The 12958-nt window shown below is 42.7% G+C and carries 15 protein-coding genes; 1 reads left to right on the forward strand and 14 read right to left on the reverse strand.

The features are described 5' to 3' along the window. Positions 1-42 precede the first annotated feature (42 nt). The 3 genes from murB to budA form a co-directional block, all read right to left on the reverse strand. Positions 43-948, reverse strand: a complete 906-nt coding sequence (murB, locus tag ACORHV_RS05825) for a UDP-N-acetylmuramate dehydrogenase (protein ID WP_434397748.1) — start codon at positions 946-948, stop codon at positions 43-45. A 111-nt stretch (positions 949-1059) separates the two neighbouring features. Then, a complete protein-coding gene (locus tag ACORHV_RS05830; RefSeq protein ID WP_000215875.1) occupies positions 1060-1812 on the reverse strand; it encodes a YhfC family intramembrane metalloprotease in 753 nt (250 codons plus the stop codon). A gap of 9 nt (positions 1813-1821) precedes the next feature. Continuing rightward, positions 1822-2553, reverse strand: a complete 732-nt coding sequence (gene budA / locus ACORHV_RS05835; RefSeq protein WP_000375405.1) for an acetolactate decarboxylase — start codon at positions 2551-2553, stop codon at positions 1822-1824. A gap of 145 nt (positions 2554-2698) precedes the next feature. On the opposite strand from budA, the gene ACORHV_RS05840 reads away from it, so the two are divergent. Continuing rightward, positions 2699-3970 (forward strand): PLP-dependent aminotransferase family protein, encoded by a 1272-nt coding sequence (locus ACORHV_RS05840; protein ID WP_434397750.1) that lies wholly within the window; start codon positions 2699-2701, stop codon positions 3968-3970. A gap of 19 nt (positions 3971-3989) precedes the next feature. On the opposite strand, the gene ACORHV_RS05845 is transcribed toward ACORHV_RS05840, so the two are convergent. The 11 genes from ACORHV_RS05845 to ACORHV_RS05895 form a co-directional block, all read right to left on the reverse strand. Beyond that, on the reverse strand, positions 3990-4805 hold the full coding sequence (locus ACORHV_RS05845; protein ID WP_434397752.1) for an ABC transporter substrate-binding protein: 816 nt from the start codon (positions 4803-4805) through the stop codon (positions 3990-3992). 156 nt (positions 4806-4961) lie between these two features. Continuing rightward, entirely contained in the window at positions 4962-5615 is a 654-nt protein-coding gene (phoU, locus tag ACORHV_RS05850) for a phosphate signaling complex protein PhoU (RefSeq protein WP_000946469.1), read from the reverse strand. An 11-nt stretch (positions 5616-5626) separates the two neighbouring features. Beyond that, the gene (gene pstB / locus ACORHV_RS05855; RefSeq protein ID WP_001287327.1) at positions 5627-6385 is read right to left on the reverse strand and encodes a phosphate ABC transporter ATP-binding protein PstB; all 759 of its coding nucleotides are present in this window, start codon (positions 6383-6385) and stop codon (positions 5627-5629) included. A gap of 12 nt (positions 6386-6397) precedes the next feature. Next, on the reverse strand, positions 6398-7201 hold the full coding sequence (gene pstB / locus ACORHV_RS05860; protein ID WP_434397755.1) for a phosphate ABC transporter ATP-binding protein PstB: 804 nt from the start codon (positions 7199-7201) through the stop codon (positions 6398-6400). A 10-nt stretch (positions 7202-7211) separates the two neighbouring features. Beyond that, positions 7212-8096 carry a phosphate ABC transporter permease PstA gene (pstA, locus tag ACORHV_RS05865; RefSeq protein ID WP_000543047.1) on the reverse strand — a complete coding sequence of 295 codons (885 nt, stop codon included), beginning with the start codon at positions 8094-8096 and terminating at the stop codon, positions 7212-7214. After that, positions 8086-9003, reverse strand: a complete 918-nt coding sequence (gene pstC / locus ACORHV_RS05870; RefSeq protein WP_001070953.1) for a phosphate ABC transporter permease subunit PstC — start codon at positions 9001-9003, stop codon at positions 8086-8088. Before pstC ends, pstA begins: the two co-directional genes overlap by 11 nt. Then, a complete protein-coding gene (locus ACORHV_RS05875; RefSeq protein ID WP_434397758.1) occupies positions 9003-9881 on the reverse strand; it encodes a phosphate ABC transporter substrate-binding protein PstS in 879 nt (292 codons plus the stop codon). Before ACORHV_RS05875 ends, pstC begins: the two co-directional genes overlap by 1 nt. Positions 9882-10091: 210 nt before the next feature. Next, entirely contained in the window at positions 10092-11396 is a 1305-nt protein-coding gene (locus tag ACORHV_RS05880; RefSeq protein WP_347098729.1) for an RsmF rRNA methyltransferase first C-terminal domain-containing protein, read from the reverse strand. Further along, entirely contained in the window at positions 11397-12170 is a 774-nt protein-coding gene (locus ACORHV_RS05885) for an inositol monophosphatase family protein (protein ID WP_434397761.1), read from the reverse strand. Further along, entirely contained in the window at positions 12160-12438 is a 279-nt protein-coding gene (locus ACORHV_RS05890) for a UPF0223 family protein (RefSeq protein WP_001041959.1), read from the reverse strand. The genes ACORHV_RS05885 and ACORHV_RS05890 overlap by 11 nt, the downstream gene beginning before the upstream one ends. Then, positions 12439-12840 (reverse strand): Spx/MgsR family RNA polymerase-binding regulatory protein, encoded by a 402-nt coding sequence (locus ACORHV_RS05895; RefSeq protein ID WP_000631261.1) that lies wholly within the window; start codon positions 12838-12840, stop codon positions 12439-12441. It abuts the gene before it with no gap. Positions 12841-12958: the final 118 nt, after the last annotated feature.

Consider the following 12958-nt stretch of genomic DNA (forward strand, 5'->3'; position numbering starts at 1 on the left):
CCCTTTACAATGGTTATAGCAGCAATTTTTCAACCCCCAACCTTATTCCTTCTCGCCCAAGATTCGGACTTCTCTTTCAAGAGTGACACCTGAGTGTTCTTTAACTTTTTCAATGACAGACTCAATTAAGTCTTCATAATCTCTTGCAGTCCCATCGGCTACATTAATCATAAAGCCTGCATGTTTTTCTGAGACTTCGACACCACCGATTCGATAGCCCTTCAGGCCAGCTTCTGAAATCAGCTGTCCTGCAAAATGCCCAACTGGACGCTTAAAGACTGACCCACATGATGGGTATTCTAGAGGTTGTTTGAGTTCACGTAGGTGCGTCAAGCGGTCCATTTCTTGCTTGATAACCTGATGATTCCCTGGAGCTAGGGCAAATTTAGCTGACAAAACAACAGCCCCAGAATCCTGAATAGCTGAATGGCGGTAACCAAAAGCCAAGTCCTTGGCAGATAAGGTCTCGATTTCCCCTTCCTTGGTCAAAATTTGACAAGACTGCAAGATATGAGCAATCTCTCCTCCATAGGCACCCGCATTCATAAAGACAGCTCCACCGATGCTTCCAGGAATCCCACAAGCAAACTCAAAACCAGTCAAACTATGACGGAGAGCAATACGTGTCGTTTCGATCAAGTTGGCTCCTGCTTCTGCTTCGATGGTATAGCCATCAACCGAAACGTTATTGAGCTTATCGCACAAGATGACAAAACCACGGATTCCACCTTCACGAACAATGATATTGCTGGCATTTCCTAGCACCATCCAAGGAATATTCTCTTGATTGGCAAATTGAACAACACGCGCCATCTCATAGCGATTGCGCGGTAAAACTAGGTAATCTGCTCGACCTCCAACCTTGGTATAGGTATAGGTCTTCAAAGGTTCCTTAAAACGAATATCGATTCCTTCTAGGATTTCAAGCATTTTTTCTTTTACTGACATGTCACTCTTCCTTTTTCAAAATTCATTCCATTATACCATTTTTAGAGACATTTGACGACCATAAAAAGAGCTTGTTTTATCATTACATAAAAAAAGAGGTCACCCCTCTTTTTATGATTTTTTCCAAAATGTAAATTTTGTCAGCCAGATAAAGGCTAGAAGTTCTGCGAGAAGAATAAACTCAACTAAAAGCGGATTTGCAATCCATCCTACCTGAGATAAGGCTGGAGCCAAGTCAAACAAGGCATGCAAACCATAGGCAGCAAGGAGGTAGATCCATTTCTTTTGACGGACACTTTGATAGACCCAGATGGAAAGACCAATTTGTAGAATCAGAGCAAGCACACGTTCAACTCCTAGTAAATAAACCTGCCATACAGAAAGAGACTGAACCGTTTCGAGCGTAGATTTTGGAAGAAGATTGGCTACATCAGTATTTGAAGACTGGATGAGTGAAAAGAGAATCAAAAGACTGATCAAGCTTCCCATTCCGAGATAGAGCATCTCCAAGCCCCCATGTCCCAAACCATAGGCCAAAGCATCTCGATCTTCTAGCTTTCTCTTTTTCTCCAACCATTTAAAAAAGATAAGACGAGCCGTCTCTTCAAAGAGGGCTGCCATAGCGATCCCATAAAGGACGTATAAGAAAGGCTGCTCCTGCATAAGCGGAATGGTTCCATCTTTTTGCGGATGGAGTATCAGAAGGTGAACCATCTTCTCTAACACTTGAGAAGAAACAAAAAATGCGATTGCCCCCAAGCCCATCACTGCAAGAGAGATTTTAAACCGTTTTTTGGCATACCAAGTCCCACTTACTAGAATGAGAACCAAAGCGATCATGGTAAGGATAATATGTACTGTCATCTTTTTCTCCTATTCTGACTTATCAATATCTTTCTTCATCTCGTCAACGTTAAATTTGGCAAATAAATACTGGCGATCTTGGACTGGAAAACGTTGGTCCAACTGGTCGACTGCCCCAACCTCAATCATTCCTTCTTTGATAACAAAGTCCATCACATGCCCACCAAAGGTCAAATCATCTGAGATAAAATGCAAATGGTAGCCTGCAACACTCACCCCATGGAAAATCTCCGGTGTCCAAAATCCAACAATGGTTCCCGATACATTTTCACGGCTATATTCAGGTTGGTGTGTCGCGACATCAGCAAACTTGGTATCAGGTGTGGATTTAGGAATCATACGTACGTGCATTTGTGAAAATTCGCCATGAATCTTGATGGAACGAAAAAGATTTTCCCCATCATAGTAGGACTCAATCCGCTTTTCTAATTCCTTATCAGTCATCTCAAAGCGCTGACGGAAAATCACTTCTGCCTGATGAGGAACCACTGCTGCATAGGGAATAAGGGCATCCGCTGCCACTTCAACGATTTCAGGCGTTTGACCAGACCCCTTGGCTTGATAAGCCTTGCCATCAAGGACGATCAATTCCCCGTCAATCGAATCCAAAGTCCCCAAACCAAGGTCACCATGTTCCAGCAATTCTCCTACTGTCATGGTTCCACCATAGAGACCTGCCATTAGGGCACCTAGAGTATTGTATTGAAATAATTTTACCGGTTCCTGCACTTTTCTATCCATTCTCTTTCTTATCTTCTTTTCAATGAATCATCATACTTTCTAAGTATACCACATTTGCTCCTAGTTGTGAAAGGGAGAAATGCTTTTCCCATTGCAAAGGAGTCAAAAAAAAGGTACAATGTAACAAAATCAACGGAGGTCTGGAATGAAGAAAGAAAGTAAATACCAAGCAGTCGTTTCCTTTCTCAAAAAAGGTATCGAATCAGGAAAATTTCCAACAGGTAGCCGGCTTCCCTCTATCCGTCAACTGAGCCAAGACTTCCACTGTAGCAAGGACACTATCCAACGAGCCCTGCTGGAATTACGCCATGAACAATACCTCTATGCCAAACCCCAAAGTGGCTACTATGTTCTAGAACAAGGCCAGCATCAGGACTTGGAAATCGAAGTCACTGACGAACATGCCAGTGCCTATGACGACTTCCGACTCTGCGTCAACGAAACCCTGATAGGCCGAGAAAACTACCTCTTCAACTACTATGACAACCAAGAAGGCCTTGAGGAACTCAGACAATCTGTCCATCAACTCCTCTTTGACCAAGCCCTCTACTGTAAACCCGACCAACTGGTTCTAACTTCTGGCACCCAGCAAGCTCTCTTTATCCTTTCTCAGATTAACTTTCCGAGCAAGGGAGCTGAGATTTTGGTCGAACAGCCGACCTACCACCGGATGAATCGTCTCTTGGTCGCTCAAGGATTAGCCTACCAGACCATTGAACGCCGAATTGATGGCATCAACCTTGAAGAACTGGAAAAACAGTTCAAATCTGGGAAAATCAAGTTTTTCTATACCATTCCTCGCTTCCACTATCCCCTAGGTCATTCCTATTCTGATCAGGAAAAAAAGGCTATTCTGGATCTAGCAAACCAGTATGGTGTTTACATCGTAGAGGATGACTATTTAGGGGACCTAGATCCTAGGAAGGGCCAAACCTTCCACTATCTGGATACTGAGGATCGGGTCATTTATATCAAGTCCTTCTCAACTAGTCTCTTTCCAGCCCTTCGTATTACCGCTCTCATTCTCCCAAATGCCCTAAAAGAGGCCTTTGTTTCCTATAAAAATATCCTAGACTATGACAGCAATCTCATCATGCAAAAGGCTCTTTCTCTTTACATCGATAGCCAGTTATTTGAAAAAAATCGACTGGCCAGACTGACCCTTCAAGAGAACTATCAGGCTCAGATAAAGAAAGTGCTTGAAGAAAACACCTGTCCCTTGCCCCACTATCCTCTACACGATGGTCTTTTACTTGATTTGAGACACTATCCTAAAATTGCCAGTCTGAAACACAGCTCACTCAAATTAGACTTTTTTGAGAAGGCTTATTTGGACGCCTGTCCTTATCAGTTCGCCAAAGTCACTCTTGAAAATCTAGAAGAGCTATTAGAATACATAAAAGCAGAATTGGATTAAAGTCCAACTCTGCTTTTTCTTATTGTTCAACTTCCGTTAGTTTCGCTGCCTTTTCAAGATAGTTTTGATAGGTTCCGTCATCTTTCAGTTTTTGGATAACCTTATCTACTACTGCTTTCAAGTCTGACTGATCCTTCTTGATAGCAACGGCATTGGCTTCGCCATCTTTCATCGTCAAAGTAGCTGTCGCAACGACAAGGTCTGAGTTTTTACCAGCGTAACTAAGAGCCACTGGTTCATCCATATGAACAGCATCCACTTTTCCAGCTTGCAATTCATTGACTGCTTCCCCCATATTGGTCAAGGATGTCAATTGGGCATTTGGCAATTGTTCCTTGACCATGGTTTCTGGCACAGTTCCCTTTTGAGCTGCGATATTGGCACTTGCGAGGTTTGAAAGATCCTTGTATTTGTCTAAATCGGCTTTTCTAACCAAGAAACTCATCTTGTTTTCATAGTAAGGAATTGAAAAATCAAAGACTTCCTTTCTCTCATCAGTGGCACTAATTCCTGCAATGGCTAAGTCAGCCTTTCCAGTTTGAAGACTGGTCAAGACATTGTCAAAACTCATGCTAGAGATTTCAAGTTTAACCCCAAGCTCGTCTGCAATTGCTTGAGCCATATCAATATCTGCACCAACCACTTGGTTTTTACCATCTACCAAGGCTTGGAATTCAAACGGCGCATAGTCTGGGCTGGTCGCAACGACTAGCTTTCCTTTTTGTTTAATAGCGTCCACAGCAGACTGGGAACTATCCGTTCCTGACTGGCAAGCTACTAAAATCATGCTGGCAAGCATACTACACACAACTAATATCCATTTCTTAAATTTCATAAATAAACGACCTTTCTGTTAATTCTGAATAATTATAACTCTTTTAAAAATAGTTGTCAACCCTTTTAAAGATTTTGATTGTAAAACAATTCTTTTCATAAAAAGAAGACTGATTTATTTTAATCAGCCTTTTCTTCTGTATATTTAAACCGTTTCTTATAGTTCGACAATCTTACCCGTTTCAAAGTAAACAACCCATTCACAGATATTTTTTGCGTAGTCTCCGATACGTTCCAAGAAAGAAATGACTTGGAAGTAATCACGGCCTGTAACGATAGCTTCAGGATTTTTCCTAATTTCTTCTGTTGCCAAATCTCGGATGCTATCAAAGTAATGGTTGATTTTTTCATCCATAGCCGCTACTTCGTAGGCTTGATCCACAGAACCGTTGAGATAGAGATCTAGAGCCGCTTCAACGAAGTTTTTCACGTCGCGTCCCATCTTTTTGATTTCTTCTTCAACAGAAGGGATACGTTGCTCCCCCTTCATACGAATGGTCGCCTCAGCGATAGACACTGCATGATCTCCCATGCGTTCCACGTCTGAAACTGCCTTTAGAACAGTCAAGACGGTACGAAGGTCTTGCGAAACAGGTTGTTGGAGAGCAATCATTTCAAATGATTTCTTTTCCAACTTCACTTCATATTCATTAACTTCTGCATCGTCTTCGATGACTTCTTTTGCCAAATCACGGTCATGCGTAACAAAGGCACGCACTGTACGATTGATCTGCGAGAGCACTTCTTGTCCCATAGCATAGAACTGGTTGTGCAATTTCTCCAAATCTTCTTCAAATTGAGATCGTAACATCATTCAACTCCTTATCCAAATTTTCCTGTAATATAATCTTCTGTTTCCTTGTTTTGTGGGTCTAGGAACATCTTCTTCGTATCGTTAAACTCGATCAAATCCCCATCTAGGAAAAATCCTGTTTTATCAGAGATACGAGAGGCTTGTTGCATCGAACGCGTTACCAAGAGCATGGTGTATTTATCTTTCAGACCATACAAGGTTTCCTCAATCTTACCTGCAGAAATAGGATCCAAAGCTGAAGTTGGTTCATCTAAGAGGATAATTTTCGGACTGGTTGCTAAGACACGAGCAACACAAACACGTTGTTGTTGTCCACCTGAGAGACCAATGGCCGAATCATGCAAACGATCCTTTACTTCATCCCAGATAGAAGCACGTTGCAAGGCCTTTTCTACTGCTTCATCCAAAACATGTTTATCCTTAACCCCATTGATACGTAGGCCATAGACAACATTTTCGTAGATAGACATAGGGAAAGGATTAGGCTGTTGAAAGACCATACCGATTTCCTTACGCAATTCAACCGTATCGGTGCGGGGGCTGTAGATATTGTGACCATTATAGACCACTGATCCAGTTGTTGTCACCTCAGGATTTAAATCGCCCATGCGGTTGATGGCTTTGAGCAGGGTGGACTTTCCTGATCCAGAAGGACCAATCAAGGCTGTTATTTCCTTAGGTTGGAAAGAAAGGGAAACACTATTCAAGGCCTTCTTTTTATTATAATAAACGGACAGGTCTGAGACCTGTAAAATCGCTTCTGACATACCGTTTCCTTTCTAACCAAAGTGTCCCGTTACATAGTCATTGGTTGACTGTAACTTAGCATTTTGGAAAATATTGGATGTCTTATCGTACTCAATCAAATCACCCAGGTAGAAAAATCCTGTGTAGTCACTTGCACGCGCAGCCTGTTGCATACTGTGAGTAACGATGATGATGGTAAAGTCCTTCTTCAATTCCAACATGGTTTCTTCCAGCTGGGCTGTCGCAATCGGATCCAAGGCTGACGCCGGTTCATCCATCAAGAGGATATCTGGCTTGACAGAGATGGCGCGAGCGATACAGAGACGTTGTTGCTGACCACCAGAAAGCATCAAGGCTGATTTGTGGAGGTCATCTTTGACCTGATCCCATAGGGCAGCCTGTCTCAGAGAGGTTTCTACAATTTCATCAAGGACTTTCTTGTCCTTAACTCCTGAACGTTCATGAGCAAAAGTGATGTTGCGGTAAATAGACTTAGCAAATGGATTTGGACGTTGGAAGACCATTCCGATATGCTTGCGCATCTCATAGACATTGATTTCTGGACGGTTGACGTCAATCCCTCGGTAGAGGATTTGACCTGTGACCTTGGCAATATCAATGGTATCATTCATCCGATTGAGACTGCGAAGATAGGTAGATTTCCCTGATCCAGAAGGACCAATCAAGGCTGTAATTTTATTTTTTTCAAATTGCATATCGATGCCCTTGATGGATTCATTTTTACCATAGTAAACATGTAAATCCTTAGTAGAGAGGGCCACTTGTTCTTCAGGGAAGGTGATGATATGCTTTTCATCCCAGTTATATTTTGACATGGCTTCTCCTTTAGGCAGCGGTTAATTTCTTGTGTAGGTAGCTTCCGAGTTTGCGTGCTCCAAAGTTAAAAATCAAGATAAAGATGAGGAGCACGGCGGCAGAACCAGCAGATACGATGGTAGCATCAGGAATGGTTCCTTCACTGTTGACCTTCCAGATGTGGACAGCCAAGGTTTCTGCTTGACGGAAGATTGAGATGGGGCTGGTCACACTGAGGATATTCCAGTTAGACCAGTCAAGGGCTGGAGCGGATTGTCCTGCCGTATAGATAAGAGCGGCGGCCTCACCAAAGATACGGCCAGATGCCAAGACAACACCCGTTACGATACCTGGAAGGGCCTCTGGAATGACCACATGGACCACAGTCTCCCAACGAGAAATTCCAAGAGCCAAACCAGCCTCACGTTGCGTATGGTGAACGTGTTTTAAACTGTCCTCAACATTTCGAGTCATCTGAGGGAGGTTAAAGACCGTCAAGGCCAAGGCACCTGAAATGATTGAAAAACCATACTCAAACTGGACTACAAAGATCAAGTAACCAAAGAGACCCACAACGACTGATGGTAGAGAAGACAAAATCTCAATACAAGTACGAATAAAATTGGTCACAGGTCCTTTTTTGGCATACTCAGCGAGGAAAACGCCAGCTCCCATAGACAGGGGAACAGAAATGATCAAGGTAATGACCAAAAGGAAGAAGGAATTGTAGAGCTGAATCCCGATACCCCCACCTGCTTGATAAGAGGAGGATTTCCCAGTCAAGAAGGACCAAGAGATATGCGGTAACCCTCTCACCAAGATATAGAGAATCAAAGATGCCAAGATGGTCACGATGATACCCGCGATGGTATAGAGGATAGCTGTTGCAAGTTTATCTAATTTCTTAGCGTGCATAGTTTTTCTTTCCTCTTTCTTTCGTAATCAATTTAATCACACTGTTAAAGGCTAAACTCATCAAGAGCAAGACCAAGGCCAGTGACCAGAGTACGTTATTATCAACTGTTCCCATGACGGTATTTCCAATACCCATAGTCAAAACAGAAGTCAAAGTCGCAGCTGGTGTTGTTAACGAGGTTGGGATAACTGCTGAGTTTCCGACCACCATCTGAATAGCAAGGGCTTCACCGAAGGCACGCGCCATCCCAAAGACCACTGCAGTGAAAATACCTGAACGTGCTGCTTTCAAGGTCACACGCCAGATGGTTTGCCAACGAGTAGCTCCCATAGCTAAACTAGCTTCACGGTAATGACGAGGAACAGCACGCAAGCTGTCTGTTGTCATAAAGGTTACAGTTGGTAGGATCATGACAAAGAGAACGAAAATCCCTGACAAGATCCCAAAACCAGTTCCACCAAAGACGCTACGGACAAAAGGCACCACAACTTGCAAACCGATAAATCCATAGACGACTGAAGGAATACCGACGAGGAGTTCAATGGCTGGTTGCAAGATTTTTGCACCCTTTGGTGAGACTTCTGTCATAAAGACTGCAGCCCCAATAGCAAAGGGTGTTGCGATGAGAGCTGATAAAATCGTCACAATAAAGGAACCCAAAATCATCGGAAGGGCACCAAATTGTTTCCCTGAAGGATTCCAAGTTTGTCCAAAGAGGAAATCAAAAATGTTCACTCCATTGACAAAGAAGGTCGACAAGCCTTTTTGGGCTACAAAAATCAAAATCATGGCCACAATGATAACAATCAAAGAAAGGCAAGTGAATGTCAAACTTTTACCAAACTTCTCAAGGCGAGAGTTCTTTGAAGGAGAGAGTAATTTTTTAGATAATTCTTCTTGATTCATTATTGACCTCCTTCTACTGCTGTAACAGTACCTGAAGCATCCTTTTGGACTTTCATCTCATTGATGGAAATATAACCCATTCCCTTAACAATTCCATTTTGGGCTTCATCTGAGAGTACGAAATTCAGGAATTCAGCAGCTAACTCATTTGGCTGACCGAGTGTGTACATATGTTCATAAGACCACAAAGGCCAGCTGTTGGTCGTTACATTCTCAGATGCAGGTTCATATCCATTCAGTTTCATGCTTTTCACGGAGTCATCTACATAGGCAAAAGCCAGGTAAGAAATGGCTCCAGGCGTTTGGGATACAATCGACTTGACCATCCCGTTAGAATCCTGCTCTTGGCTCTGCATAGCAGATTGGCCATTCATAACCACCGTATCAAACGTCGCTCGTGAACCAGAACTTGCTGCTCGGTTGATGATTGAAATAGCCAGGTCTTTGCCCCCAACTTCTTTCCAGTTGGTCACTTCACCTGTAAAGATTTTGCGAAGTTGCTCGGTTGTAAGATTTTCAACATCCACTTCTTTGTTTACAATCACTGCAAGACCAGCCACTGCAACCTTGTGGTCTACTAGGGCTGAAGCATCGATTCCTTCTTTTTCCTCTGCAAAGACGTCAGAGTTCCCAATGTCAACTGCTCCAGACTGGACTTGGGATAGTCCTGTACCCGATCCTCCACCTTGAACATTGACTGTTTTTCCGATGTTTCTAGAACCGAATTCATCTGCTGCCGCTTCGACAAGAGGCTGAAGAGCAGTTGAACCAACGGCTGTCATGGATTCTCCACGATCAATCCAGCTAGCACATCCTGCTAGAGAACCTGCCATCAAAAGAGCTGCAAGAGACATGACGAGCTTTTTTCTTATTTTCACTGTTATTCTCCTTGAACATAATGATGAATGTTCTGATTTCTTCCGTTTGTCCTGATCATCCAATAATCATCAATGATTGTCCCGCTTTATTTTATCTAGACATTCTTCGGAGCGGACAATTCCATCGTATAATATAAGTAATAATGAAAGACTATCAGAAAAAACTCATACTTCCACTATAACATAGAATAGGCTCTTTGACTAGCTTTTTCACCTGAATCTGAGCCCTTTTGGATAATAATTTTTCAAAACATTTCCCGTTACCTTGGCAAAGCCTAATCCGTTTCCTTGAACCACAACTTGGTACCATCCATTTGGTCGAGCTTCAGACAATTGAACAGTCTCACCAGCCACATATTTTACAAAGTCTTCATCATTGATTTCAACACTTTGTTTTACTTGGCTTGGTTTCAATGCTAATCCCAGAGCAAAGCTTGGTTCAAAGCGTTTCTTTTTAAAAGTCCCCAGATGGAGTCCATTTCGGGCAATTTTGAGTTTCCCTAGATCAGGTAGCATCTCGGGCAGGAGATAGAGTTGGTCTCCAAAAGTCTGCAAGATACCAGTTAGATTGATCCGCAAGTGTTTTTGGGCAAATTCTTGCCACAAGGCCAGCTGTTCACGACTGAGATTGCTCTTGCTAGCTTTGAATTTAGGTGCGGGATTTTCTCCCTTAAACTGCAAGTGGGTAACAAACTGGCCTTCTCCCTTGAAATGATGAGGATACATCCGCGCCGTTTCAGGAAGGCCCATTCCTGCTACCATACCGTTCAGATGCTCAACTGGAAGCAGTTCAAATTCATAAGTATCCAGCAACCAGTGGACGATTTCTTCATTTTCCTCTGGTGCCCAAGTACAGGTCGAATAGACCAAACGACCACCTTCAGCAAGCATGGTCACTGCGTCTTCAAGAATTTCTCTTTGGAGACTGGCACATTGGCTAGGATAATCGGTACTCCAATAATCCATGGCATCGGGCTGCTTACGAAACATCCCTTCACCCGAGCAAGGGGCATCAAGGACAATCACATCAAAGTAACCTTTAAAAACCTTGGCTAATCGGTCAGCAGATTCATTGGTTACAACAACATTTGTCGCTCCAAATCGCTCCATATTTTCCACTAAAATCTTAGCACGCTTGCTTGAAATTTCGTTGGAGACAAGAACTCCTTGATTAGCCAGATAAGCTGCTAGTTGAGTGGATTTTCCACCTGGTGCTGCCGCCAAATCCAAAACCTTCATGCCAGGACTTGGTTGAGCCACCTGGGCTACCATTTGGGCAGCAGGCTCTTGCGAATACACGAGACCAGTCGCGTGCTCTGGTGACTTTCCAGAAACCTTACCATAATACCCCCAAGGTGTATGGGGAATGGCATCTGCAAACGATAACTGACTTTCTTTTAAGGGATTGACCCGAAAAGCCGAAACTGCTTCTTGTTTAAAAGAGGCAAGAAAGTCTCTTGCCTCATCTTCTAGTATCGCTTCATATTTTTCAACAAATCCTTCTGGAAATTGCATTTAGTTCTTTTTCCTTTCGTAGATATAAGACTGAATCTCTTCTTGCATCTCGATTGGCACCATCATGACAGGCTGACGCGTTTTAAAATCAGCAAGCTCACCCGATACCGTAAGAAGGCGATAACCCAGACTTTCCCCTAAGATACTGGCCGCAGCGTAATCCCATGGCTGCAGGTAGGTAATATAAGTCAGAAGACGACCCGATAAAACCTTGGCAAAACTAATGGCCGCACTGCCGTAGACACGGACTCCCAACGCTGCTCGACCCAAATCACCCAAACCCCACTCATTGCTTTCAAACATACCTGAGTTACCAGCAACTAAAAATTCTTGAAGAGGTTTCTTTCTAAAAGGCGGTAAGGGCTCATTATTGCGGCAAGGAGGAAAGGCACCACCACCATGGTAACAATCACCTTTCATGACATCATAGATGATGCCAAATTTGCCCACACCATCCTCAAAATAAGCCAACATCACGGCAAAATCTTCCTGCTGGGCGACAAAGTTATTGGTACCGTCAATGGGATCAATCACCCAAACGGAACCTTGACCGACTGCAGCACGTAAACAACCCTCTTCCGCGCAAATCAAGTCCTCAGGATAGGAGGACTTGATCCGTTCAACCAAGAGTTCCTGAACCTCCTTGTCCAAACGCGTCACCAAGTCTGTAGGCGAAGACTTGCGCTCAACCTGCAAATCTTCTTTCATGTGAGCCAAAATATAGTCAGCAGCTTCCTGCACAATCTGTTTGGCAAATTCAAATTTAGTTTCCAAGAGAAATCTTCCCTTCTCTTTTTTCTTTTGCTAATTGAACTGCATGATAGAAGGAATAACCGCTAGCCGTCTCAAATTCGCGACCTAGGCGCTTTTCTTCACTTTTGCTCGGGACAACAGACTTAAATTCCTTATAGGAATCTAACAGTTTTTTTGCTTCTACCTTATCTTCATAAGCAGCTTCAACATCATTAAAAAAAGAAAGCACTGAAGCAAGTTCTTCAGTGCTCCACGACAAATCTAGTGGGTAACTATACTGTTTGTTCATCTATCCTATACCAGCTCTCAATGTTGCTTCTTTCAATTCTTGTTTACGATAACTACGAGGGAGAAAAGCACGAATCTCATCTTCATTAAAACCGATCTGCATGCGTTTGGTATCTATAATAATTGGGCGACGCAAAAGACTAGGATATTGCTCAATCAACTGAAGCAACTCCGATACCGAGATACTCTCTACATCAATATCCAATTTTTGAAAAATTTTTGAACGAGTTGAAATGATGTCATCAGTACCATTTTCGGTCAAGGAAAGAATATGTTGTAATTCTTTTCTTGTTAAAGGACTAGTCATAATATTATGCTCTTGAAAGGGCACTTTATGCGTCTCTAACCAAGCCTTTGCCTTACGACATGATGTACAACTCGGTGATAAAAATAGTGTAATCATGCTTTTCTCTTCTTTTATCTATACTTGCTATTTCTATTATACAAAAAAATAAAGCGCTTGACTAGGTATTTTTAGAAAAAAAGCCTATTTTTTCATAGAAAATAGACTGTTTTCTGCA

The sequence above is a fragment of the Streptococcus sp. KHUD_016 genome (genome assembly GCF_051106465.1).
Taxonomy (GTDB): domain Bacteria; phylum Bacillota; class Bacilli; order Lactobacillales; family Streptococcaceae; genus Streptococcus.

Excerpts from the sequence above, each read along its gene's own strand:
- ACORHV_RS05830 (WP_000215875.1), bottom strand. The coding sequence starts at position 1,812 with ATGACAGTACATATTATCCTTACCATGATCGCTTTGGTTCTCATTCTA.
- budA (WP_000375405.1), bottom strand. The coding sequence starts at position 2,553 with ATGGATAGAAAAGTGCAGGAACCGGTAAAATTATTTCAATACAATACT.
- ACORHV_RS05895 (WP_000631261.1), bottom strand. The coding sequence starts at position 12,840 with ATGATTACACTATTTTTATCACCGAGTTGTACATCATGTCGTAAGGCA.
- ACORHV_RS05845 (WP_434397752.1), bottom strand. The coding sequence starts at position 4,805 with ATGAAATTTAAGAAATGGATATTAGTTGTGTGTAGTATGCTTGCCAGC.
- murB (WP_434397748.1), bottom strand. The coding sequence starts at position 948 with ATGTCAGTAAAAGAAAAAATGCTTGAAATCCTAGAAGGAATCGATATT.
- phoU (WP_000946469.1), bottom strand. The coding sequence starts at position 5,615 with ATGTTACGATCTCAATTTGAAGAAGATTTGGAGAAATTGCACAACCAG.
- ACORHV_RS05880 (WP_347098729.1), bottom strand. The coding sequence starts at position 11,396 with ATGCAATTTCCAGAAGGATTTGTTGAAAAATATGAAGCGATACTAGAA.
- pstC (WP_001070953.1), bottom strand. The coding sequence starts at position 9,003 with ATGAATCAAGAAGAATTATCTAAAAAATTACTCTCTCCTTCAAAGAAC.
- pstA (WP_000543047.1), bottom strand. The coding sequence starts at position 8,096 with ATGCACGCTAAGAAATTAGATAAACTTGCAACAGCTATCCTCTATACC.
- ACORHV_RS05890 (WP_001041959.1), bottom strand. The coding sequence starts at position 12,438 with ATGAACAAACAGTATAGTTACCCACTAGATTTGTCGTGGAGCACTGAA.
- pstB (WP_434397755.1), bottom strand. The coding sequence starts at position 7,201 with ATGTCAAAATATAACTGGGATGAAAAGCATATCATCACCTTCCCTGAA.
- pstB (WP_001287327.1), bottom strand. The coding sequence starts at position 6,385 with ATGTCAGAAGCGATTTTACAGGTCTCAGACCTGTCCGTTTATTATAAT.
- ACORHV_RS05840 (WP_434397750.1), top strand. The coding sequence starts at position 2,699 with ATGAAGAAAGAAAGTAAATACCAAGCAGTCGTTTCCTTTCTCAAAAAA.